This is a genomic window from Bacillus sp. FSL M7-1020, assembly GCF_038050415.1.
Classification (GTDB): domain Bacteria; phylum Bacillota; class Bacilli; order Bacillales; family Bacillaceae_G; genus Bacillus_A; species Bacillus_A toyonensis.
Genome location: NZ_JBBOTW010000001.1, coordinates 2,612,952 through 2,636,116 on the forward strand (window position 1 = coordinate 2,612,952; position 23,165 = coordinate 2,636,116).

At 35.8% G+C, this 23,165-nt stretch carries 23 protein-coding genes; 8 read left to right on the top strand and 15 right to left on the bottom strand.

Going from position 1 to position 23,165, the window contains the following annotated elements:
- Positions 1-184 precede the first annotated feature (184 nt).
- Entirely contained in the window at positions 185-676 is a 492-nt protein-coding gene (locus MHB70_RS13340) for a hypothetical protein (protein ID WP_000077241.1), read from the bottom strand.
- Between the two features lie 180 nt (positions 677-856).
- On the opposite strand from MHB70_RS13340, the gene MHB70_RS13345 reads away from it, so the two are divergent.
- Together MHB70_RS13345 and MHB70_RS13350 are read left to right on the top strand one after the other, a co-directional pair.
- Complete coding sequence (locus MHB70_RS13345; RefSeq protein WP_000687538.1) at positions 857-1,237, top strand: VOC family protein; 381 nt, start codon at positions 857-859, stop codon at positions 1,235-1,237.
- Between the two features lie 51 nt (positions 1,238-1,288).
- The gene (locus MHB70_RS13350; protein WP_001171007.1) at positions 1,289-1,774 is read left to right on the top strand and encodes a GNAT family N-acetyltransferase; all 486 of its coding nucleotides are present in this window, start codon (positions 1,289-1,291) and stop codon (positions 1,772-1,774) included.
- A gap of 99 nt (positions 1,775-1,873) precedes the next feature.
- On the opposite strand, the gene MHB70_RS13355 is transcribed toward MHB70_RS13350, so the two are convergent.
- The 3 genes from MHB70_RS13355 to MHB70_RS13365 all read right to left on the bottom strand — a co-directional run bounded on the left by MHB70_RS13355 (position 1,874) and on the right by MHB70_RS13365 (position 4,401).
- Entirely contained in the window at positions 1,874-2,419 is a 546-nt protein-coding gene (locus tag MHB70_RS13355; protein ID WP_000335421.1) for an NADPH-dependent FMN reductase, read from the bottom strand.
- A 287-nt stretch (positions 2,420-2,706) separates the two neighbouring features.
- Complete coding sequence (locus MHB70_RS13360; RefSeq protein WP_001172119.1) at positions 2,707-3,243, bottom strand: DinB family protein; 537 nt, start codon at positions 3,241-3,243, stop codon at positions 2,707-2,709.
- A gap of 111 nt (positions 3,244-3,354) precedes the next feature.
- The gene (locus MHB70_RS13365) at positions 3,355-4,401 is read right to left on the bottom strand and encodes a DUF2332 domain-containing protein (protein ID WP_001259294.1); all 1,047 of its coding nucleotides are present in this window, start codon (positions 4,399-4,401) and stop codon (positions 3,355-3,357) included.
- A 376-nt stretch (positions 4,402-4,777) separates the two neighbouring features.
- Between MHB70_RS13365 and MHB70_RS13370 the strand changes: the two genes are divergently transcribed.
- Entirely contained in the window at positions 4,778-6,280 is a 1,503-nt protein-coding gene (locus MHB70_RS13370; RefSeq protein WP_000069153.1) for a malate:quinone oxidoreductase, read from the top strand.
- Positions 6,281-6,341: 61 nt separating this feature from the next.
- On the opposite strand, the gene lsrB is transcribed toward MHB70_RS13370, so the two are convergent.
- From lsrB to MHB70_RS13390, 4 genes are read right to left on the bottom strand one after another with little or no spacing between them, the layout of a single operon-like run.
- Positions 6,342-7,385 carry an autoinducer 2 ABC transporter substrate-binding protein LsrB gene (gene lsrB, locus MHB70_RS13375; protein ID WP_000823645.1) on the bottom strand — a complete coding sequence of 348 codons (1,044 nt, stop codon included), beginning with the start codon at positions 7,383-7,385 and terminating at the stop codon, positions 6,342-6,344.
- On the bottom strand, positions 7,382-8,371 hold the full coding sequence (locus tag MHB70_RS13380) for an ABC transporter permease (RefSeq protein ID WP_000683486.1): 990 nt from the start codon (positions 8,369-8,371) through the stop codon (positions 7,382-7,384). The genes lsrB and MHB70_RS13380 overlap by 4 nt, the downstream gene beginning before the upstream one ends.
- Entirely contained in the window at positions 8,368-9,321 is a 954-nt protein-coding gene (locus MHB70_RS13385) for an ABC transporter permease subunit (protein ID WP_061529522.1), read from the bottom strand. The genes MHB70_RS13380 and MHB70_RS13385 overlap by 4 nt, the downstream gene beginning before the upstream one ends.
- Entirely contained in the window at positions 9,318-10,799 is a 1,482-nt protein-coding gene (locus MHB70_RS13390; protein WP_000427975.1) for a sugar ABC transporter ATP-binding protein, read from the bottom strand. The genes MHB70_RS13385 and MHB70_RS13390 overlap by 4 nt, the downstream gene beginning before the upstream one ends.
- 270 nt (positions 10,800-11,069) lie before the next feature.
- On the opposite strand from MHB70_RS13390, the gene MHB70_RS13395 reads away from it, so the two are divergent.
- Genes MHB70_RS13395 through lsrF form a run of 4 tightly spaced genes read left to right on the top strand, consistent with a single transcriptional unit; the run spans position 11,070 to position 14,759 of the window.
- A complete protein-coding gene (locus MHB70_RS13395) occupies positions 11,070-12,020 on the top strand; it encodes a sugar-binding transcriptional regulator (protein ID WP_002048403.1) in 951 nt (316 codons plus the stop codon).
- On the top strand, positions 12,020-13,582 hold the full coding sequence (gene lsrK / locus MHB70_RS13400; RefSeq protein ID WP_000105708.1) for an autoinducer-2 kinase: 1,563 nt from the start codon (positions 12,020-12,022) through the stop codon (positions 13,580-13,582). Before MHB70_RS13395 ends, lsrK begins: the two co-directional genes overlap by 1 nt.
- Positions 13,583-13,607: 25 nt before the next feature.
- Positions 13,608-13,970, top strand: a complete 363-nt coding sequence (locus MHB70_RS13405) for a cupin domain-containing protein (RefSeq protein WP_001224016.1) — start codon at positions 13,608-13,610, stop codon at positions 13,968-13,970.
- A gap of 6 nt (positions 13,971-13,976) precedes the next feature.
- The gene (lsrF, locus tag MHB70_RS13410) at positions 13,977-14,759 is read left to right on the top strand and encodes a 3-hydroxy-5-phosphonooxypentane-2,4-dione thiolase (RefSeq protein ID WP_000219766.1); all 783 of its coding nucleotides are present in this window, start codon (positions 13,977-13,979) and stop codon (positions 14,757-14,759) included.
- Positions 14,760-14,881: 122 nt separating this feature from the next.
- On the opposite strand, the gene MHB70_RS13415 is transcribed toward lsrF, so the two are convergent.
- The 6 genes from MHB70_RS13415 to MHB70_RS13440 all read right to left on the bottom strand — a co-directional run bounded on the left by MHB70_RS13415 (position 14,882) and on the right by MHB70_RS13440 (position 19,836).
- On the bottom strand, positions 14,882-15,385 hold the full coding sequence (locus tag MHB70_RS13415; RefSeq protein ID WP_016514003.1) for a GNAT family N-acetyltransferase: 504 nt from the start codon (positions 15,383-15,385) through the stop codon (positions 14,882-14,884).
- Between the two features lie 312 nt (positions 15,386-15,697).
- Complete coding sequence (locus tag MHB70_RS13420; RefSeq protein ID WP_000773071.1) at positions 15,698-16,093, bottom strand: VOC family protein; 396 nt, start codon at positions 16,091-16,093, stop codon at positions 15,698-15,700.
- A 226-nt stretch (positions 16,094-16,319) separates the two neighbouring features.
- On the bottom strand, positions 16,320-17,027 hold the full coding sequence (locus MHB70_RS13425) for a nucleotidyltransferase family protein (protein ID WP_061529521.1): 708 nt from the start codon (positions 17,025-17,027) through the stop codon (positions 16,320-16,322).
- A 69-nt stretch (positions 17,028-17,096) separates the two neighbouring features.
- Positions 17,097-17,423, bottom strand: a complete 327-nt coding sequence (gene hmoA, locus MHB70_RS13430; RefSeq protein WP_000469501.1) for a heme-degrading monooxygenase HmoA — start codon at positions 17,421-17,423, stop codon at positions 17,097-17,099.
- A 97-nt stretch (positions 17,424-17,520) separates the two neighbouring features.
- On the bottom strand, positions 17,521-18,735 hold the full coding sequence (locus MHB70_RS13435; protein WP_061529520.1) for an MFS transporter: 1,215 nt from the start codon (positions 18,733-18,735) through the stop codon (positions 17,521-17,523).
- A gap of 57 nt (positions 18,736-18,792) precedes the next feature.
- The gene (locus MHB70_RS13440; RefSeq protein WP_000451627.1) at positions 18,793-19,836 is read right to left on the bottom strand and encodes an ArsR/SmtB family transcription factor; all 1,044 of its coding nucleotides are present in this window, start codon (positions 19,834-19,836) and stop codon (positions 18,793-18,795) included.
- Positions 19,837-20,092: 256 nt separating this feature from the next.
- Here MHB70_RS13440 and MHB70_RS13445 point away from each other — a divergent pair, with 256 nt between their 5' ends.
- Positions 20,093-20,407 (top strand): hypothetical protein, encoded by a 315-nt coding sequence (locus MHB70_RS13445; protein WP_000414474.1) that lies wholly within the window; start codon positions 20,093-20,095, stop codon positions 20,405-20,407.
- Between the two features lie 460 nt (positions 20,408-20,867).
- On the opposite strand, the gene MHB70_RS13450 is transcribed toward MHB70_RS13445, so the two are convergent.
- Positions 20,868-23,159 (bottom strand): glycoside hydrolase family 3 C-terminal domain-containing protein, encoded by a 2,292-nt coding sequence (locus MHB70_RS13450; RefSeq protein ID WP_000817448.1) that lies wholly within the window; start codon positions 23,157-23,159, stop codon positions 20,868-20,870.
- Between the last annotated feature and the right edge of the window lie 6 nt (positions 23,160-23,165).

A 23,165-nucleotide genomic window follows, 5' to 3' on the forward strand; every position in this document is an offset into this window, starting at 1 on the left:
GAAATGCTCCCATAAAATTAGGTAATTTCACGGAATATCAAAACATTTGCAATGATATATTTACACTGCCTAATATACCGTTATTAAAACCCTTTACTCCAATAGTATCAAATTCTCATTTTTAATTCTATAAATTATCAATCTCTTTATCTTATATAAACGTTTCTAATCCTTTTTCTTTTTACTAAATAGTCGTTGCAATTCCTGCCAGAAATAAACTTACAATTGCTAAAAATGAAGTACCGACTATAGCCCCTCTTAAATGGAACATGTAATCTTTATATCCCTTCATCCCATCCGTACAAGGAATAACAACAAACCTCGGAGTAATCCAGCAAAAAATAAGCCAATCAATTATAATTAAATCTACTAAATTGAAGATCATTAAAATGCCTAAAGTATGTAAATAAGCTTCAATATACAATAATTTTTCTTGTTGATGTAGTATATATGTAGAAACGAAAGGAGTACCGAAAAGAATTATATTGTATGCAATATTAAAGTAAATCGTTTGCTTTTTTTCATGAATTGATTTCGGAAGAACTACCTTTTGAATATCTTTCGGATAATCATTTAATGATAGACGAGGATTATAATATACAGACCCCAATATCATTACGGAAAGTACAATAGACATAATGACACCAGCGTACATCATTTGCTCAAATTGACTCATAAGCCTCATTCATCCTTTTCTGTAATTCCTATGTAAGTCATTCACTTAATTACACATTGTATGTACGGACACAACTAAAAATTAAAAATTATCTTTTTTGCCAAATCAAATCCCTTGTAATATAAATACAGTTTTTATACAGTGAAAGCCTAATTAGTACAGATAGGATTGGTGGAACCTATGAAAATTGAACATATCGCAATTTGGGTAAATGATTTAGAATTAATGCGTGATTTTTATATAAAATACTTTAACGGTAAATCAAACTCTTTATATCATAATGAAGCGAAACAATTTGAATCTTATTTTATTACGTTCGAATCTGGAGCAAGGATCGAACTAATGCGTAAAAAAGGTATAGAAAACCAGCCTAACCTTCATATAACTGGCTATGCACATATGGCTTTTTCTGTCGGTAGTGAAGAACGTGTAAATACATTTACTACAACATTACAAGATGATGGTTACCCTTTATTAAGTGGACCTCGTTTCACTGGAGATGGATATTACGAAAGTGTGATAGGCGATCCGGAAGGTAATCAAATTGAAATTACGATTTAGCTTACTTTTTCTTTTCTGAAGAACAAATAAAAATTGGTTTGGAGGAATATTATGCAAAAGCTATATTTTACTAAATATGGAGCAACAGATTTCAATCAATATTTCCAACTCGTATCAAATGAAGAAGTGATGGCGCAAATTACCGAGCGTGCCATTCCGTTAGATGAGGCACAAAATGACTTTGAAAAATTGTTAAAGCGCAACGAAAAGCATCGGCTATTTGGCTCCTATAAAGTGTATGACTCTATTACAAATGAATATATCGGCCTTGGACACGTTACACTCAGTGAGGAAAATGAAAAAGAGGCTGAAATTGGTTATATGATTTTGCCAGGATACTGGGGAAAGAGATATGGTAGTGCGATTGCAAAGGAATTAATGCATATAGCGAAGCAAACAGAAGTAAACGTATTAAAAGCAATTATTGATCCGAATAATATCCCCTCTCGTAAAATATTATTAAACTTCGGTTTTACATCTGAAAAAGTTTGCGAGATTGATGGATTGCCTGGGGAGATTTTGAGTACATATATTTAACTATATAAAAAAGCAGTGCTACATTTGAACTAACCGTAGCATTGCTTTTATCTTTTATTATTATAAAAGTCCATTTTCACTTTAATACGAACTAAATCATTATTTCTTTATCTCGTCTACTACACTTTGAACTAAAGAGATAAGAGCTTCCTTTGTATCCTCATCTGTTACCTTTGCATCATTACTAAATTTAGTGCGCGCTGATGAGATTAATAGCGAACCATTTTGAACGACAATTGTATCTAGCATACCTAGCGTAAGTAATAATGATTCATGAGCTTTATCCCCTCCAGCAATCGACGGTGAAGCTGTTATAATAGCAACTGGCTTTTTATAAAGTTCCGCTGATGAAACAAGCCATTCTAATGCATTCTTCAAAACTCCTGGAATACTTTTTGCGTACTCTGGTGTACAAATAATAAGTGCATGTGCCTCACTTAATGTCTTTCGAAATTTTTCAACAACAATCGGTGCTCCAACTCGATCTACATCCGGATTAAAATGAGGTAGTTCCCCTATCCCATTATAAATAGTGTAATCTATACCTTCTGGAATAAATGCTGCTAAAGTTTTTAATACGTTTGTGTTGGATGACCCTTCCCTAATACTTCCTGAAATCGCTATGACCCTTTTGTATTTACACATATGATCCCCCTAAGAACATCATACTGATACAGCCATAGAAAAATCAAAAATATTGAATCATTTAACAAATGTACATCCGTTAAATTTGTTTACATAATAATATTATGAGTATAAAAAACGAATCAGTTATTACTTTCACCGTTTTTCATTTAGTCTCTACATACCACGCACTATTCCACCACCGAAAGTAAAACTTTCTCAAGCTCTTTTTTAGACAACATACTATCGTTTATATACACTTGGTATGCATTTCTTCCTTCTTTTGCAGGTACTACTATTTTTTTATTTTAACATGCTGGATATGCATTAGAACCCAAATAACGTTCTTTTATAATTTGACGATGATGAAGCTCATGACCAGCGATAATGTTTGCTAATGCAAGAACCGTGACTTCAGAATTGTTCGCGATTCCCCTTTGTAACCAGGCTTCTTTATCTAAACTTTTAAGCAAATGCACAGTAGATTGGCGAACAACTATTAAATTCTCAAGAAGATCTTGCATAGATTGCTTATCAAAAGCTGCTCTAAGAACATACATATCATCGTTATATCCAGGAAGTTCTGCTGTCTCGCCTCTTGCTATGGAAAGCAATCGATATGCCATAATACGTTCAGTATCCACAATATGACCGATTACTTCTTTTATACTCCATTTATTAGGAGCATATCGAAAATGTCCCTCACTATCAGAAATATCTTTCAATAAAAGATTTGTTTCCTTCATTTGTTGCTCTAGAATACGTATGATATCTCCATTTGGTATTAAATTTATGTACGTTGAATAATACGGATTATATTCATTTGCGTCTGGTCTCTTTTGCATGCTTATCATCCTTTTTATCTTATCTTTATATACAACTTATCATAAAGTATTATCATATTAATCAGATAATTTAAATTCTAAAACAAAAGGTCCCCTTCCTATAGAATTACATTAACAAAGCGACTCATCCCCAAGCTTCCAACTAAACCATCTCCCATGCCCTTCCGTTTCCCCAACAGTTTCACGATATTCGTTTCCGTTAATATAATAATCAATATGAAGATCACGATCCCACATGTTGTTATATAGGTGGAATACATCACGTTTTGCACCAATTTCTTTCATTTGTTTTTCTAGCGTATGTTTTACATTTTCAGGTATTTGGTTTGCCACATGTGTATGGAAAATACAAATAACAGCATCTTCCCTTATTTGATTTACAATGGCCGGAAGAAGCGCTACACCGTCCCCTTCAATTAATTGCACTGATTTTTCTTTTACAAGCGTCGCTGCTTGGTCAAACATTTCAAGCCTTTCTTTATGTTCTGGCCAAATGAGTGCACGTAGCCATAAATAATTTTCCTCATTATGTAAATCATTCACATGTAAATCAAGCCCGATTCTTTCTACGACAGGCGGACTTTGTTTTAGAAAACGCGGCACATTCTCCCCTCTTATTTCAGAAGTTACATGCACATTTGAATTTACATTTCCGTACATTTCATCCGTTCCGTACGAATAACGGTATTGGTCCCAGAACAATTGTAATCCAGAGCTTGTCCCAATTTCAATTAATGCTACTGGTTTATTCACTTTGTTAAATATGTAACAGAAACTTGGGTATAAGTATGCACACCTCCTTACTTCATTTGTTTGAACGAGTTTTGTTTGTAACAAAGTAATGATTTCTTCTCGGTATTCTTTACAGAAACCTTTAAAATAATCAAAAGCTTTATCTAAATTTGTTTCGGCATTTTCAACTAAACTACTATAATACGTTTTTAAATGATGTTCTTTCCCTGCAAGCAATAAATAATGTACTGCACCTAATAATAAGTTTGGGACTGGTTGACCTACCTGAGCATAGGACGATAGTGTAAGTACTTCCTCATCTTCAGCAATTTTCATTGATAAATATTCATATAAATCACTTGACCCTTTACATTCCTTTATTGAAAAGTTTCGAAATAAGTTTGAAATTTGCTCTTTTGTACGCATTAAAGTCCCTCCTTTTTTTCAGAATAATCTTACCATTACCGAGAGAAAAACCCCATAAAAAGGTACTCGATTTAGTCACTTAAGGATACGTAAGCTTTTTCGAGATAATTTCAAACTGTAATTTTTTTCTATTCATTAACTGAAAAGTGCTTGTTAAATAAGAATTTTGGCAAATAAAACGTTAAATAGTTTAAAATTATCAGATAACACTAGATATTTTAGTCTATTAATTATTATAATAGAGTATGAGATGGTTATATAATTGAGACAAAAAAGGTATACACCTAGGTGGGGCCTAGGCGGTGTTTCTCTTTTACGGCTTAGACATAGAAAACACCTACTCTTTTTTGCCAATATAGGGGATGGAGAGATTATCATGAGCAACATGCAGCAAAAAACAGACGTTATCTTAATTGGTGCAGGAATTATGAGTGCAACGTTAGGCTCATTACTAAAAGAATTAGCACCTGAATGGGAAATTAAAGTTTTTGAAAAACTCGCAAGTGCCGGGGAAGAAAGCTCTAACGAATGGAATAATGCAGGTACAGGGCATTCTGCGCTATGCGAACTGAACTATACTTCCGAAAAATCTGACGGATCTATAGATATTAGTAAGGCTGTAAAAGTGAATGAGCAATTCCAGCTTTCAAGACAATTTTGGGCATATCTTGTAAAAAGCAAATTAATTCGTAATCCACAAGATTTTATTATGCCACTTCCTCATATGAGTTTAGTAGAAGGGGAAAAAAATGTAGAGTTTCTAAAAAATCGTTTTGAAGCGCTTTCAAAAAATCCACTGTTTCAAGGAATGGAGTTTTCTGATGCTCCTGAAACATTAAAAAAATGGCTTCCTCTCATTATGGAAGGTCGTACATCTAATGAACCGATGGCTGCAACGAAGATTGACTCTGGAACAGATGTTAACTTCGGTGCATTAACACGTATGTTGTTTGATTACTTACAAACGAAAAATGTCGAGCTAAACTACAAACATAGTGTCGAAAATATTAAACGCACGAAAAATGGTTTGTGGGAAGTAAAAGTACACGATATGAATAGTGGTAAAATTGAGCATCATACTGCAAAATTTGTCTTTATCGGTGGCGGTGGCGGTAGCCTACCTCTACTACAAAAGACAGGTATTCCTGAATCAAAACATATCGGTGGATTCCCAGTAAGTGGACTATTTATGGTATGTAAAAATCAAAAAGTCATTGAGCAACATCATGCAAAAGTATACGGTAAAGCTAAAGTTGGTGCTCCGCCAATGTCTGTACCTCATCTGGATACGAGATATATAGATAATAAAAAAGCTTTACTGTTCGGACCGTTCGCAGGGTTCTCACCTAAATTCTTAAAAACTGGTTCAAATCTTGACTTAATCGGTTCTGTTAAACCGAATAACGTCTTAACGATGTTAGCTGCTGGTGTAAAAGAAATGGGACTTACAAAATACTTAATTCAGCAAGTTATGTTATCACATGAAAAACGTATGGAAGAATTACGCGAATTCATTCCGAACGCGAAAAGTGAAGATTGGGATATTGTAGTTGCTGGGCAACGTGTACAAGTAATTAAAGATACTGATGCTGGCGGTAAAGGTACACTTCAATTCGGCACAGAAGTTGTAAGTGCAGCTGACGGATCAATCGCTGCATTACTAGGTGCTTCACCAGGTGCTTCTACTGCCGTTCACGTCATGCTTGAAGTATTAGAAAAATGTTTCCCTGATCGTATATTAGGATGGGAAGAAAAAATAAAAGAAATGATTCCTTCTTATGGCATTTCTCTTACTGAAAATCCAAGACTATTCCAAGATTTACACACTTCAACTGGACGTACACTTGGATTAAACGAAAAAGAAACTGTTCATAATTAATGAATACATTCACAAAATGACATAATAAAAACGTCCGATATATTCGGACGTTTTTTCTTCATTAAAAATTATACTTATCAATATTATCTTTCGTAAAGACAACTCGCTCTGGTAATACGATAATTCCGTTTCCTTCTGCCTCATAGTCATATCCTTGTATGGAGTTAGGCTCTACTTTCACTTTTCCGATACCTTTTACTTCGAAGCTATCCCCTACTTTTAACTTCTTCCCTTTTACAACAATTTCATTTGCTACATATGTTGCGAGAGCCCCTTGCTGTTTTACATCCCATAATCCAAATTGTTGTACTGTTCCTCGTTTTACATAATCACGCATAACGTTCGGCGTAGAAAATCCAGTTACAACTACTTTTTTATCCATTTTTAAATTTTCTGCTGCTTGTGCCATTGCTGGAAGTGCTGTTGCATCTGGACAAATGACTGCGTTTATATCAGGATACGTTTTTAATATGTTCTCCCCTACTGACAAAGACTTTTGCGCATTATTTTCACCATACTGAGTCGTTACAATTTCCCAGTTCGGATATTTCTTTTTAATTATTTCTTTCGCCTTCGTTACCCATTGGTTTTGATCCGTTACAGTTGGACTTGAATAAAAGAATGCTACTTTTCCTTTATCTCCAATTTGCTTTGAAGTCATTTCAATCAATACATTAGCAAGTTGATCTGGTGTTCCTTGACTTATATAAAAAGAACGATCTTTCGGATTCACATCAGAATCCCACGTTAACACTGTCATCCCTTTTTTCTTAGCACGTTGCAGTGATTGTGATAGGCCGTCCACCGACGTAGAAGAAACCATTAGTGCATCATAGTTTTGGTTAATAAAATTGTTTATATATTTTACTTGTCCTGATACACTCGCTTCAGACGGTCCATCATATTTTACTTGTACACCTAGCTTATCCCCCATCTCTTTCGCGCCTTCACCACCTGATGTGAAGAAACCAACTCCAGTTAATTTCGGGATGAATGCAAATTTTACATCATCAGCCTTTTTCTTATCTGCTGTTTGACTAGAGCAAGCAATTAAACCGATTAAACAAATACATACAATAATAACAATCCCCAGTTTTCTCTTCATGACATTTCCCCCTTATGCAAATTTCTTCTTTTTCCCGCTAAGAATGGATGTACTTTGAAATGTCTCATAATAACTGAAAGAATAAGGATAATACCAATCACTACATTGGATTGTTCATTAGTTAAGCCTGTCATTTGCAAGCCATACTGCATTAGTCCTATAAATACACTCGCTAGTACAGTACCGATAATACTTCCTTTTCCCCCTGTAATAAGTGTCCCGCCTAATACGACTGCTGTAATGATCGGTAAAATTGTTTCACTTCCCATATCAGCACGTGCGGAACCAAAATATGCAGTTAAGAAAGCTCCCCCTAATCCACCTCCTAACCCAGAAATTATATAAGCGATGATGACTACTTTCTCCGTTTTGATTCCGGTGTATTTCGCTGCATTTTCGTTTGCGCCTGTTAATTTTACGTGGCGCCCATATATGGTACGATGAAACAATACAGTGCATAAAACAGTTAATACGATTAGGATCCATAATAGATTAGGTATTCCTACTAAACTACCATTTGCCAGTTGCACATACGCATCAGGTAAACCACTTATTCCTTCGTATCCAGAAGCGCCCGCACCTCCTGAAATGACGAGTGCAATTCCTCCGTATAAAAACATCGTTCCGAGTGTAACGACAAGTGGTTCTACACCTGTCATTTTTATAATGATTCCGTTTAAAGCGCCTGCTAAGCAACTTATTATTAGGGCGATTATGACAGCAAACAAAATAGGTATTCCGCTCATCCAAAGTACACCAATCAAAATCGAAGTGAGCCCCATTATTGAGCCGACCGATACATCAATTCCTCCTGTTACAATAACGAAAGTCATTGGTATCGCCGCGATTGCGATAAATAGGAAATCATTTGTACTAAAAAGGAGATTACTAACGTTGAAGAAATCACTATTTAGAAAACTAAAGAGAATGAATTCTATAAGAAGGAATACGATTAGAACACCTTCCCATCTGTAAACATGCTTCATATATTCATCCTCCTTTCTGCTCTCCACTTTTTCATTACACTATCTAATATAATAATAAGTAATAGTAAAAATCCTGAAATAGCATTATTCCAAAATGCTGGTATTTTTAAAAAGACGAGTGAACTGCTTATTGCTTCTAAAAATAATGCACCTAATGCGGCCCCAAATATAGAACCTGTTCCCCCTTTTAAATGAATTCCTCCTAGCACAGCAGCTGCGATAACCTGTAGTTCTATTCCTGTACCTGTTTGATTTGGAACGAACCCGATATTCATAACAAAAATGCAACCAGCAAGTGCCGCACTTAAGCTCGATATAATAAACGCATTTATCTTCACTTTATTAACAGGTATCCCAATGAGTCTTGCACCATTTTCATTATCACCTACCGCATAAAAGTATCTTCCGTACGGCACTTTCATTAAAAAGAAATAGAGTAGTAGTAAAATAATAAGAACAATCCATACAGTTATCGGTAGATCAAGTATGACGATAGATGACAGCTGCTTAAAATCGTTTGGAATATCTTCAATCCACTTCCCGCCTGTGAAGATTAACATTGCACCTCTAATAATTCCTAGCATGCCTAATGTCATAATAATGGCTGGTACCCGAAACTTCGCAACGCCAATCCCGTTTAAGAAACCGATAATAGTGCCAAGTATCATAGTAGCAACAATTGAAAAGAATGCACTATACCCGTTCGTTAACAACATTCCGCAAACCGCTGCGCTTAATCCCATAATCGAGCCAACTGATACGTCTATATTTTTCGTAAATAAGACGAAAGATTGGCCAATTGCTAGAACGACTAAAATAACGCTTGATTTCATCATTAAAGATAACGAGTTAAACTGAACAAAACTAGGATTTATCATTCCGACAATGGCTATATACATAAGTAGTAACAGTATGATAGACGTTTCGTGCATTTTATACATGCGTTTCATTCCGTTACACCCCCGTATGCAAGACGTGTAACTTCACCTACACTCATTTGTTCTTTCTCTAAATGAGAAACAAATTGACCATTTCGCATTACATATACACGGTTAGAAAATTGGACAATTTCCTCAATATCTGAAGAGATCATTAATATGGCGAGTCCTTCCCCTTTCATTTTTTCTATCGCCCCATACACTTCAAGTCTTGCTTTTGCATCAATTCCGCGCGTCGGTTCATCGAGAATAATAATTTTTGGGTTACATGCTAAATATTTCGCAAGCACGACTTTTTGCTGATTACCTCCTGATAAAGATGCCAGTTCTTCATTCATGTTTGGCACAACAATTCGAAACTGGTCTATATACGACTTCACTAAAGCGCTTTCTTTTTCTCGACTAATAAAAAAACGATTATTTTGCTGTAAACATGCTGCTGTAATATTTTCTGTAACAGATGCGATTGAGAAAATCCCATTCCTCGCCCTATCCTCTGGCACATAAACGATTCCTTCGCCTAGCCTTTTATGCAAAGAAAATGTATCAATAGATTTTCCTTCTAATAAAATAGACCCTGTTTTTATAGATTTCAATCCAAATATCGCTTCTGCTAATTCAGTTCTACCTGATCCAACGATGCCAGCAATACCTACAATTTCTCCAGCGTGTACAGCGAATGATATATTTGAAAATGCGTGGCCAGTTACATTCGTTACTTCTAATATTTTTTTCGTCCTTTCTATCTCTTGAACTACTTCTCTTTTTTCTTCCTGTTTATATCCTTTTGGCAATAGTCCCTCCATCAGCATGTCATAAGTATAGTCACATACATCCCCTTGGCTTATAATCATTCCATCACGTAATATCGCTACTTTATTAGCAATTTCAAAGATTTCTGGAAAACGATGCGTAATGTATATCATCCCAATTCCTTTTTCTTGTAAACTTTTCATCAACACAAAAAGACTCTTCATTTCGTGAGTTGTTAATGTCGATGTTGGCTCATCTAAAATAAGAATCTCGGCTTCTCGTATTAATCCCCTAACGATTTCTACTAATTGTTGCTGCGCAATGGATAACGATGCTCCTAGCTCATAAAGGGCAATATCCCAACCTAAACTGTCCATTAATTGCTGAATCTTTACTTTCAGTTCCTTTTTCTTTCTGTTTAGCCCAATACATATATTTTCTTCAATAGTCATATGCGGAAAAATGAGTGGTTCTTGTGGTATTAAATACATACGTTCTCGATGTGCTTCTGACGGATTTGAAAATTGTTGCCTCTTTCCTTTTACATACATTTCTCCACTATCATACGAATATAACCCCGTTAATATTTTCATTAATGTTGATTTTCCAGCACCATTTCCCCCAACTAAAGCGTATATATCTCCACGCTCTACTTGTAAGTTCACTTCTTTTAGCACAAGTTGATTTGAAAACGCCTTACTCATTTTCTTTACTTGTAATAAGGGTATGTTCTCCACATGATGTCACCTGCCTTTATCCCGCTATTTACTACCCGTTCATGCCCGATTGGTGCGGGCTGAAAATCAGTGGAATGAATAAAACCCCCACTAATTACAGTTTCACTTTATGCAGAACATTTTTTGAGAAAATGATTATTTGTTCTACTTGTTTTGTAGCATTGTATATTCCTTTTTTCATATCTAGAACACTTTTTTCACCAGACGTTTCATCGTTTCAACTGGAATAAACAACATATGTGGCACATATGTTTAAGCATTGGTCAATTGTTGAAAGGGATGAAGAGTATGCCACAGCTGAACTTTGAAGAAAATTTGTTAACAAAAGTCGCTTGGTACTATTATAAAGATCAATTAACACAACAAGAAATCGCTTCACTTCTTCACATTTCAAGAAATAAAGTGGTTCGGTTATTAGATAAGGCGCGCAGTGAAGGAATCGTTACTTTTCACGTAAAAGGGACTGGTTTACACTGTTTGAGCATTGAGCGTGACCTAATGAAAAAATTCAACCTAAAAGATGCTTTCATTATCCCTACTCCAATAGACAATTATGCCACTTCTCTCGGAAAAGCTGCTGCACAATATTTAGAGACTCAGCTCCAGCAAGGCGATTTACTCGGTATTGGCTGGGGAGAAACGATTAGCAAAATGCTAGAAAACATTCATTTTGAAAGTTCTATTAATCTTTCAATCGTAACGCTAACAGGCGGAGTCAACCACTATCTCCCAAGAAAACAAAATTATTTACATTACATGCAAGGTGATCTTCATATTATCCCCACTCCTTTTCTTGCATCTACTACTGAAATGGCAAAAAGTATTTTATCAGAACCGAGTGTGAAAGATATGCTTCATGTCGCTTCACTTGCACAAACGGCAGTTGTCGGTATTGGAGGGTTATCTCAAGATGCTACCATTGTGAGAGAAGAAAAATTAACACTACGTGAAATGACATATATTCGTAGCCAAAACGGTACTGGCGATATTTTAGGACAGTTTTATAATACGAATGGCGATTTATTGGAGCTTCCGCATCACAATCGTCTTATTGGCACGCCGCTCTCTATTCTTCGCAATATGAAACATGTCATTGGTGTTGCTGGAGGTACAGAAAAGATAGATGCAATTTATGGTGCCTTAAAAGGAAAGTTCATTCATACATTAATTACAGATGAGGAAACAGCCCTCTCCTTATTACGAAAGGATGGTGATTGTTAATGTCTACTTTATTAGCTTTTGATGCTGGTACGGGAAGTATTCGAGCTGTACTTTTTGATTTACTCGGTAATCAAATTGCGGTCAGTCAAAAAGAATGGGTTCATAAAACCGACCCTCTTTACCCAGGCTCTATGAATTTTGATGTAATTGAAAACTGGGAGCTAGTACAACAGTGCACGAAAGAAGTTCTACAAAAAAGTAATGTCTCTCCTTCTTCTATTCAAGCTATTAGCGCTACTAGTATGCGAGAAGGTTTTGTTTTATATGATAAAGATGGGCAAGAAATATGGGCTTGTGCAAATGTTGATGGGCGCGCATCCGCTGAAGTTAGTGAACTAAAAGAAATTCGGTCACATCTTGAAGAAGATTTATATACAAGATCTGGGCAAACTTTTTCATTAGGGGCTTTACCTCGCCTACTTTGGATTAAAAAACATGAACCTGAAGTCTATAGCAATATTCATTCTTTTACGATGTTAAATGATTGGATTTTATATAAATTAAGCGGCGTACTGCAAATCGACCCTTCAAACGGTTGTACGTCCGGAATTTTTGATTTACACAATAGAACTTGGGATAACGATGTCGCTAAAGAGTGCGGGATAACTTTACCGTTTTCACCAAAAGTAAATGAAGCTGGCACCGTGATTGGTAATGTTACAAAAGAGTGTGCAGCATTAACTGGTTTACGCGAAGGAATTCCTGTAATCGCCGGGGGCGGAGATGCTCAAATGGCATCACTCGGAACTGGAGTCGTGAAGCCTAATCAAACATTAATATGCGGGGGCAGCTTTTGGCAACAAGAAGTGAATATTACTAAACCAATAACAGATCCGCATGCTGCGATTCGCGTAAATTGCCACGTCGTTCCAAACCTATGGCAATATGAAACGATTGCCTTTTTCCCAGGTCTCGTTATGCGCTGGTTTCGAGATGCCTTTTGCCAAGAAGAAAAGAAACTTGCAGAAAAACTCGGTGTAGATGCTTATGAATTGTTAGAAGAACAAGCGAAAGACGTACCGGTCGGTTCACATGGCATTATCCCTACTTTTTCAAACGTCATGAACTACATTTCTTGGCGTCATGCCGCACCTTCTTTTTTAAATTTAAGCTTAGATGCTGACAAATGTGGAAAAAAAGAAATGTTCCGCGCTATCGAAGAAAATGCCGCCTTCGTTACACTTGGTAACTTAAAATTAATAGAAAATCTAACTGGTACGTTCCCTTCTGAAGTTATTTTTGCTGGTGGCGCCGCTAAAGGAAAACTTTGGCCACAAATTCTTTCAGACGTACTCGGAATTCCTGTTAAAGTACCTGTTGTGAAAGAAGCAGCTGCTTTAGGAACTGCGATTGCTGCTGGTGTTGGTGTTGGCATATATTCATCTATAGGAGAGACTGCCGAACAGTTTGTACAGTGGGAAAATACATTCGAACCAGTTACTGAAAATCACGAACTGTATAAGGCGTTCTATGAAACTTGGAAAACTGTGTATGACAGTCAGCTCACTTTAGCTGATATAGGACTTACATCACATATGTGGATCGCACCAGGTGCACTGTAACACATTACATAAAGGAGTGAAATGTATGCGAAAAGCGAATGAAAATGATTTCTCCTATCGCTTCGGTGATAACGGGCCGAAATATTTAATACAAGGTCCAAATATTGATCTTGGGCTTGTTGTCATTCAGCCTGGGCAAGAGTTTCAAAATCATTACCATACAACATGCGAGGAAGTCTTTTATGCATTAGAAGGAGAAATAGACTTCTATGTAAATAATGAAAGAGTTCCAATTAAACAAGGTGATGTCTTACAAGTTCGTCCTCATGAATCTCATTATCTTATTAACCATTCTGACAAACCTTTTAAAGCTGTTTTTATAAAGTCACCACATTTACCAAATAAAGATACTGTACAAACGGAAAATCCAACATTAACGAAGGAGTGATTTCGAATGACTTGGGGATTTAAAAATCGATTAAATACAATTTTACCTGATGGAAGAGCGGTTATGTTAGCGATCGACCATGGCTATTTTTTAGGACCGATTCACGGACTAGAACAACCATTAGAAACAGTTAAAAACTTACTTCCTTATACAGATTCCCTTTTTTTAACGCGAGGTGTACTTAGCTCTTGTATTCCTGAAAACTGCAGCACACCGATGGTTATACGTGTATCTGGCGGAGCTACTGTCGTCGGTAAAGATTTAGCGAACGAAACTATTGTTACACCTGTGAAAGAAGCAGTAAAACAAAACGCAATTGGCGTCGGCGTTTCTGTCTTTGTTGGATCAGACTATGAAACACAAACGGTTTCAAATCTCGCAAACGTAGTTTCAGAAGCTCATGATTACGGATTACCAGTTCTCGGCATTACCGCGGTCGCAAAAGAACTACAAAAACGAGAGGCACGCTTCCTCGCACTCGCTTCCCGCGTATGTGTTGAAATGGGTGCTGACATTATTAAAACGTACTACTGCGAAGGATTCGAAAAAATAACGAGCACATGCCCTGCCCCAGTCGTCATCGCCGGTGGACCGAAACTAGATTCAATCGAAGACGCATTAAACATTACGTACAATGCACTGCAAGAAGGTGCAATTGGCGTAGATATGGGCCGAAACATATGGCAATCTGAACATCCAGCTGCAATGATTCAAGCAATACATGGTATTGTGAAGAACGGATTGAATGTGAAAGAGGCGCTGGAATTATATGATGATGTAAAAAACTAAGATAATAGATAGACTATTACACTTAAATATATACAAAATCAATATTTACTATAAGGAAAAGCCCATATCTAACATATGGGCTTTCTTTTACATTTTTAATTGTTCCGAATCTAATCCGATTTCTACAGATCGCGTACGTTCCAAACAATCTCACCTCGTTCACCAAACGTACTGCGATGCCGCTTAAATCCTATCTTTTCTAATACCCGGAAGGACGCCGTATTCCAAGCACCTACAGTTGACCAAAGTCTTTTGCGACCCGTAGCAATCGCAGCCTCCAGTACTGCTGATGCCGCCTCTGTCGCATAACCCATGCGATGAGCACTGCGGAACAACTCATATGCAATCTCCGGCTCTTCAAGCGTGGAACGACCGATAATTAAGCCACAGTATCCGATGAAATCGCCTTCGTCTCGTCTACGAATCGTGAGAAGGGATATGCCATTTTCGGTTGCTTTCTTGCGCTTCTCAATAAGATCGTTACGAACAGATTCAACGGTTGGCATTTCCACTCCACGTTCACCAATTAGTTCTCTAAGCCAGACTGCATCCGATTCCTCCCACATATTCAGGTCGAGTCGTTCCGTTCTTAGATGGAACGCCATATCTTTAAATACAGATGTCATAGTAGTAACCTCCTATTTATATCACTGTACTACTTATAATAGTTTTGTACTGTACCATATGGGAAACCTGCTTGATTCTCTAGATTTTTTGCATTAAGAAACATTATTGCTATTTTATGCATAAGCAATTCCTTTGCAAAATAGACTTTGTTATGAAACTTTATTTCAAATCTATAATATTTAGTTTAAGAGGAATACCCTCTAGTTTATAAACATTTTGATGTTCACTTATCATACAAATAAAATGCTCAAGCCCCTTTCCAAACTGGATAAGGGGCTATATTCACATCTTCAAAACAATTTCTCTTATTGCTATCGAACTTTCTTACCATCTTTATAGTCAAGGCACGATACTTCAATTAACAATCCATTAAACATTGTAAAATAAAAACCATAACTACTACCTCTCATCACATAAGGTGCCTTGTCTATTTCAATGCCCCCAGCTACTAAACGATTATATGATTTATCAACTTCATTTGTAGTTTCCACTAAAAAACCAATATGAAAAGCTTCTGGATACGTAACGTCCTTATTCCCCTTGAATGCTTTTGGATCACTTAATACAAGTATAAATCCACTCTCATCGCTCATCACTACAAGTGCCTTTCCTTTTTGCTCCAAAAATTGAAAATCAAAAAAAGTTTCAAAGAAATGTCTCGCTTCTAATAAATCATCAACACATAAATTCAAATGATTCAACTTCATTCACACATCTCCTTTTAAACAGGGGCTATACAGAAGTATATTGACCCATATTAATAACACCCGAATGTTTAAGGGTGTATTCAAGTGTTCATTTTTTAATAGTTTAATACTTTTTTCTATCGTCTAGAACGTTTTTTCAATGCAACTTTTAAGATACAGTGAATGAAATTATACGAACGATTCGAAACGGAATATCTATTTACCAATAAAATTTAACAATCGTATTCTATTGTTTATTCTCCAAATGAATTAAAATCCACTCAATCAAGAAAACTGCTGAAGAGATTCGCTCTGTCGTGTCACCTAAAAACAGTTTATTTATAAAATCTTCAAAGTGAGTTGGTACTTTGGATAATGTTTCAATATACTTCAAAACAGATCCAGCTGAAGATACTGGCTTGTTATTAATAGCCCATATTCCCTCTAACAATGTCCAAGTTGATGTTTGAACTATATATGATGCTTTTAACTCATCTTTTGCTTTCAGAGCAGTCTTAATTTTAATTAGCGAACTATGTAACCAATGAGAAATGCCCTTTACTTTATCACTAGCAACTCGATAGTTTTCAAATTTTTGTTTTGCTATTGCCTTTAATTCTTTCAATTCACCGCTTTTATCAAACAAAATTTTCCCTTCTAAAAATGAATATAGTTCCATCTGATTATTTTTAAAGTTTACTTGTATTTGATTAAAATCAGCATACTTATATTCAACTAAAATATCTTCTCTCATTTCAGAATAAAATCGCTTCTTTTGTCCGTCTTCTAAAAGAATATATAAGTCTAAATCCGAATCAGGATATGCATCACCTCTTGCGACAGAACCGATGAGCATAAATCCGGTTACTTTTTCTATAGATAAACATTCGTTTAAAATTATTTCCACTATTTCTTTATGTTTTTCATATGTAATAAATGAAAGGTTTTCTACCACTTACATCCCTCCAGTACTAAAAAAGAGGATACATGTTAATTTCTACAACATGTATCCTCTGCTTATATTTTACGACTGCTGATAAGCCGCTTTCGATGATTTCACATAATAAACACCGTGTTCAACGTTAATGATATGATCTGGTTTTGGTTTACCACGGCCCGCTCTATGTCCAGCTAAATGTTCTTCACTCGTTTCCCAGTTTTTCCATGCCTCTTCAGATTCCCAGCGAATCATAACGACAACTTCTTCATCGCCGCGTCTTACTTTTTTCACAAGAACACTTAAGTCAATGAAGCCTTCAAATTTTTCAATTATACCTTCTCCAGTGAAACGTTCTACAACTATATTTGATGTACCTTCTTTTACAGTAAATGTTTTCGTTTCGATAAACATATATCCCACTCCCTCTTTGTAATTCGAATACTAGTATTCTTCTATTATAGTTGATTATGATAATTATTTTCAATTATAAAGTTTTAAATCTTTTGAATTATGCTGTTTTCTCTTCAACTGCCTCATCTAAAAATTTAAAATATGGGAGTAATATTCCTATTAAAGAAGTGACACATATAATCGCACCGATGATAAAGTATAGTGCTCTAACTCCCCACATTTCACTTAGTATGCCTCCTACTAACACACCTAACGGCATAGCGGATCGTATGAAAAATAGTCGAACTGAAAATACTTTTCCTATCATATTGTTCGGGACAGTTTGTTGGCATATTGTTGTGTTATGAACATTGAAAAATGCGATGCAAACACCTGCAATCACTTCAGTTATTACCGCAATTATTATACTATGATTGAACCCTAGAGAAATGTATGTGAGCCCTCCTATAAACAATCCACCAAGCATAAGTATACGCCGGCTTTTATATGTTACTTTTCCGACTAGTATAGATCCAACTACATAGCCAAGCGGGAAACCAGCCATAAAATAACCAAACTCCGCATATCCTGCGGACAACTCGTCTTTTATATAAGGAAGATTTGTAACCATCGTTACCCCTACTCCAAACTGTACGAAAGTAAGAAATACACCGAGCCAAACGATGATTGGTTTTGTGAAAAAGTATGTAAAACCGTGAAGAAACTGTTCTAGCCACGTTTTTCTCAATTCTTGTTTTACTCTTTTTTCTTTTATGAAAAGTAACAATCCCCCACTAATGAATAGACAAACACAAACGAACAACATTGTTAATTTGATTCCAATGAATGTAATAACGATACCACCTAATAGTGGCGCAAGAAACATCATAAGACGAGTCATTCCATCAATATACGCATTTGCATCTTGAAGTTGTTCTTTACTTACAATGCTCGGTGTAATTGCTTGACTTGCAGGTGTATAAAGCGGTGTAATGAGCCCAACTATAATTTGAACGACATACACGTGCCAAACTTCTATATTACTAGTAACTACCATGACTAAAGGTAGTAAGAAAACAGATGCCCGCATCCATTGCGAAAAAATCATAATCCACTTTCGGCTCCATTTATCAATAAATGGTCCGCTTATTAGTTGCAGTATGAGAGATGGGATAAAATATAATAACCACATACTACTTAATGCTGTTTTTGATCCCGTTAACTCATAAACAAGAATTGAATTACACAACGTCCCGAAAGCTCCGCCTAATTCCGAAATTGCGCTACCAATCCACATAAAAAAGAATGAACGATTTTTCAATACACTCTTCACTATAGCTCACCAACTTTTCTATTTAATTCCTCCCTTTATGTACATTCTCGTTGTATATTATCTATTTAAAAATACATCTAATTCTTTCGCTAACGACTGCACTGCTTTTTTTCTCAATACATATTTTCCGTCATGTATATCAACTAACTTAGCCGAACGTAATAATTTTAAATGATGATGCACTGTCGATTTACCAAGTTGCAGTCTTTCCGTAATTTCCTGCAATGTACGTTCTTTTTCAAACAACATTTTTACAATTCGTAATCTCGCTTCATCCCCAAGTGCTTTATGTTTTTGAACTAAAAAATAATTCGGCTCATACGGATCTTCTGGATGTATACTTTCATTTGCGACAGGATAATGAAACACTTTCGTATCTTCAATATCAGCTTCTATATTCCACGGCCTGTACGTCAGTTGCGGGATAAGAAGTACGTAATGAACACTTGGCTCTGGCATATAGTTAACGCCACCAGTCGCCCACTCGACAAACTCTTCCGGTTTCATCTTTTTATTCATTTCATTCTTTGCTTCATAGTCTCGCTCTAATATAGAAAGTAATTGCTCTTCCTCTTTTTTAATAACACTCTCATACCATCCTGTCATAACGGCGATAAAATGGTCCTTTAGTTCTTGTATATCACTATTACATATAAAGCTAATATACGTAGAGAAAAACTGATGATCCTGTGTCAGTTCCTTTAATTTTTGTATTGCAGTTACGTCTCCATTTCCTGCTAAACGTCTTTTTTCTTCATATTTCTCTCCTACAAAGGGTAAACATATATACTTTAAATCTTCTTCTGAAAGCGAATCGATATTCGCAATAAACTGTGATAGATTTTGAAAATCTCCTTCATACAACAACTGAAGCAGCGCTTTCCACGTATTATGCTCTTCTACAAACTGTAAGTGCTCCCTCATTTCTTCTGTTAATGATTGTCTAATTTCTTCCCATTCGCTTTGGGATTTTTCAAGTGTGTCTATTAACCTTTTATGAGTAATTGCCGCAATGCCAAGTGCACATTCGAAAAGTATCGAATACTTCATTTGAATATGGTACGTTTCCCTCTTTCTACTCGTTACATGAAAGACTTCCATTTGATCCCCTCCTTATTTGCTATATATTGAATTCTATAATTATCGAATTATACCTTCTATATTTTTAGAATTATATTACAATTACCGAAAATTAAAGACTATGATAATCTTTTTAATCCTTACTCCATTAAAACGCCGATTGTTAAATACCTTATTAATAATGGAGGTTCCTTTTTTTAGCTCTTTTATACGTTGCAGTTCATATTCTTGTTCTACTATAGGGCAGGCATATTGAAGAGAAAGGAGAATGTATTACATGGAGAAAAATAATGTAGAAAGCGTATGTTTATTTTTGCAATTACTAAAGTTAAGAGTACAAAAGATGTTTATTAAAAAAGAATTAAAAAAGTATACTTGGCAACAAACAGTAAAGCGAACGCTTCAAGTACATGATGCCTTACAATCTTCATTAACATCTCTTCAAGAAGCAGAACTGGATCAACCGATTCCTTCTCTACCTGTTTGGCAACAATATATGAATATCCTTTTGCACGATGCTTATCATACAGGACAAATTATACAACTTCGGAAACTCCAAGGTTCATGGCCAACTCATCGTTCTTATTTATAAATAATGATTAAAATTGCTTAAGTTTAACATGCCACAAAACAATTGAACGCAGTTAACTGTTACATCAACTTCTCTCCCGTAATTACTACTATTACCCAAGATAAAGTAATAAGAAAAATAGCATCGTAACAGACATAGTCTAGATACGAACCGAAAGAAGTGAAAACGTTAGGTTTTATAAAATTACTTTTATTGCTACAGATAATAAGTGGGAATCTACCGAAGGACCTTTTTATATCAATGTCCCACATTACAAAGAACTAAATGGGCCTGCTGTAGATGATGAACAATTATTTGATTTTACATTAGCTGAATAGATTTTCAAAAAGCAAATGAGATGCTAACTCTCATTTGCTTTTTGAAAATCTATGTTTATTCATATTAAGTATACATTATTAGCCCAAACCAATTGGGTATTTCCAGACCGTTATCTTCCATCTAACCTCTTCACATTCGCCGCTTATTGATTCATTTGCGCATCGTTCAATAGCTCAATTATTTCACTTAACATTTCTTCTGTAAATGCGCCTGCACTAAAGTTTACTAACGCTCGTAACGGCATGTAATTTAGCATAGCATCCATCATTTCAGAGGCATCACTATCCCCTTCAGCCATACTTGCAAACGGGCTGTCTTTTAATGCTTTTTCCATAAGCTCTTTTGCAATTGGTGCTAACATTCGGTCCGCAAATATGTCCCCTAGTAACGTATTCCGATGCACTGTTTTTTTAATTATAGTCGTTGATTGAACGAATATTTTATCTTGTAAAACAATCTCTCTTGAAGACTTTCCTACTAAAATTTCGAATTCACCTGTTTCAACATGCCAGTCCTTCAATTCAACATTATAATAAGCAAATGACCTGTTATTTAAAGTAAAACTAACCGTTTTTTCTTCTCCCGGTTGCAACTCTACTTTTTCAAATCCTTTTAATTCTTTTTCAGGACGAATCATACTACTTTCAACATCTTTTATATACAGCTGAACAATTTCTTTCCCAGCTATACTACCAGCATTTTTCACGTTTACAAGAACAGAAACAGTATCCGTATCCTTTATCTCGTTTTTACTTATTGAAAGTTTACTATACTCAAAGTTTGTATAACTTAACCCAAAGCCAAATGGGAACAATGGTTCAATATTTTTTGCATCATAATAACGGTATCCAACGAACACACCTTCTTTATATTCTACTTTATCACCTTCACCCGGGAAGTTTAAGTAAGAAGGATTATCGCTTAAAATTTCCGGGAATGTTTCTGCTAGCTTCCCACTTGGATTCGCATCACCAAATAATAAATCAGCAATTGCTCCGCCTAATGCTTGGCCACCTAAATAGCCTTCAAGTATTCCTTTTACTTTACCTATCCATGGCATTTCAATTGGCGCACCATTACTTAAAACTACAACGATATTACTTTGAACTTCAGCAATAGCCTCAATTAATTGCACGTGATTTTCTGGCATTTGTAAATGTTTTCGATCAAAGCCTTCTGATTCATAACGATCTGGAAGCCCAACGAAAAGGACAGCTGTATCTGCGCTCTCAGCTATTTTTTTTGCTTCATTAATCAAGTTTTCATCTACGTCATCGCTTGCAAGATCATAGCCTTGTGCAAATAAAATGTTCGTTTTTTCACCTGATACCATTTCAAGTTCTTCAAAAATACTTGCAAGCTTTGTTGGATTAATATGAGAGCTTCCGCCGCCTTGATAACGTGGTTGCTTTGCAAATTCTCCAATTACCGCTACCGTCCCCTCTTTTTTTAGCGGAAGAATGGAATCTTCATTTTGTAACATAACCATACTTTCACTTGCAACTTCCCTTGCAAGCTGATGATGCATGTCCTTACTATACGTAGCGTTTTCTAATTGATTATCATAAGCTTTAAAAATAATGTAAAGAAGACGCTCAACTGCTTGATCAAGCTTTTCTACACTTAGCTCACCACAATGAATTGCATCAATAATTTTCTTCTCACCAATTCCAAAACTTGAAGGCATTTCTAACTCTAAACCGTTCGCTAAACTTGCAACACGTTCATTTACTGCGCCCCAATCAGATACGACAAAGCCTTCAAATCCCCATTCATCTTTTAAAATATCATGTAACAAATAGTTATTTTCCGAAGCGTATTCACCATTTACTTTATTGTAAGCACTCATTACTGTCCAAGGCTGTGCTTCCTTAATAACATCTTCAAAGCTTGCAAGGTAAATTTCACGTAAAGTTCTTTCATCAACAATTGCATCTACAGACATTCTGCGATGCTCTTGATTATTAGCTGCGAAATGCTTTAATGACGTTCCAATGCCTTGACTTTGGACGCCTTTAACATGATTTATAGCCATTTGCGATGATAAATACGGGTCCTCTGAAAAATATTCAAAATTTCTTCCGCATAGCGGTGAACGTTTAATATTTGCACCTGGTCCAAGGAGAACACCTACATGTTCAGCCTGACATTCTTCTCCTAATGCAACTCCTACTTCATGTATTAAGTCTTTATTCCATGTACTTGCTAACCCTACTGCTGAAGGGAAACAAGTCGATGGAATACTGTTATAAATCCCTAAGTGATCTGCTCCCTCTGCCTGTTTTCTTAGACCATGTGGTCCATCAGTTACCATAATTGATGGAATCCCTAATCGTTCAATCCCTTTTGTATTCCAAAAGTCTAATCCAGAACATAGACTTGCCTTTTCTTCTAGCGTCATTTCAGAAATGATTTTCTTAATATCTCTTTTCATGATAGC

What these genes read in the sequence shown, in the direction of transcription:
- MHB70_RS13340 (WP_000077241.1), bottom strand. Translation starts at nt 676, where the DNA reads ATGAGTCAATTTGAGCAAATGATGTACGCTGGTGTCATTATGTCTATT.
- MHB70_RS13345 (WP_000687538.1), top strand. Translation starts at nt 857, where the DNA reads ATGAAAATTGAACATATCGCAATTTGGGTAAATGATTTAGAATTAATG.
- MHB70_RS13350 (WP_001171007.1), top strand. Translation starts at nt 1,289, where the DNA reads ATGCAAAAGCTATATTTTACTAAATATGGAGCAACAGATTTCAATCAA.
- MHB70_RS13355 (WP_000335421.1), bottom strand. Translation starts at nt 2,419, where the DNA reads ATGTGTAAATACAAAAGGGTCATAGCGATTTCAGGAAGTATTAGGGAA.
- MHB70_RS13360 (WP_001172119.1), bottom strand. Translation starts at nt 3,243, where the DNA reads ATGCAAAAGAGACCAGACGCAAATGAATATAATCCGTATTATTCAACG.
- MHB70_RS13365 (WP_001259294.1), bottom strand. Translation starts at nt 4,401, where the DNA reads ATGCGTACAAAAGAGCAAATTTCAAACTTATTTCGAAACTTTTCAATA.
- MHB70_RS13370 (WP_000069153.1), top strand. Translation starts at nt 4,778, where the DNA reads ATGAGCAACATGCAGCAAAAAACAGACGTTATCTTAATTGGTGCAGGA.
- lsrB (WP_000823645.1), bottom strand. Translation starts at nt 7,385, where the DNA reads ATGAAGAGAAAACTGGGGATTGTTATTATTGTATGTATTTGTTTAATC.
- MHB70_RS13380 (WP_000683486.1), bottom strand. Translation starts at nt 8,371, where the DNA reads ATGAAGCATGTTTACAGATGGGAAGGTGTTCTAATCGTATTCCTTCTT.
- MHB70_RS13385 (WP_061529522.1), bottom strand. Translation starts at nt 9,321, where the DNA reads ATGAAACGCATGTATAAAATGCACGAAACGTCTATCATACTGTTACTA.
- lsrK (WP_000105708.1), top strand. Translation starts at nt 12,020, where the DNA reads ATGTCTACTTTATTAGCTTTTGATGCTGGTACGGGAAGTATTCGAGCT.
- MHB70_RS13405 (WP_001224016.1), top strand. Translation starts at nt 13,608, where the DNA reads ATGCGAAAAGCGAATGAAAATGATTTCTCCTATCGCTTCGGTGATAAC.
- lsrF (WP_000219766.1), top strand. Translation starts at nt 13,977, where the DNA reads ATGACTTGGGGATTTAAAAATCGATTAAATACAATTTTACCTGATGGA.
- MHB70_RS13415 (WP_016514003.1), bottom strand. Translation starts at nt 15,385, where the DNA reads ATGACATCTGTATTTAAAGATATGGCGTTCCATCTAAGAACGGAACGA.
- MHB70_RS13420 (WP_000773071.1), bottom strand. Translation starts at nt 16,093, where the DNA reads ATGAAGTTGAATCATTTGAATTTATGTGTTGATGATTTATTAGAAGCG.
- hmoA (WP_000469501.1), bottom strand. Translation starts at nt 17,423, where the DNA reads ATGTTTATCGAAACGAAAACATTTACTGTAAAAGAAGGTACATCAAAT.
- MHB70_RS13440 (WP_000451627.1), bottom strand. Translation starts at nt 19,836, where the DNA reads ATGGAAGTCTTTCATGTAACGAGTAGAAAGAGGGAAACGTACCATATT.
- MHB70_RS13445 (WP_000414474.1), top strand. Translation starts at nt 20,093, where the DNA reads ATGGAGAAAAATAATGTAGAAAGCGTATGTTTATTTTTGCAATTACTA.
- MHB70_RS13450 (WP_000817448.1), bottom strand. Translation starts at nt 23,159, where the DNA reads ATGAAAAGAGATATTAAGAAAATCATTTCTGAAATGACGCTAGAAGAA.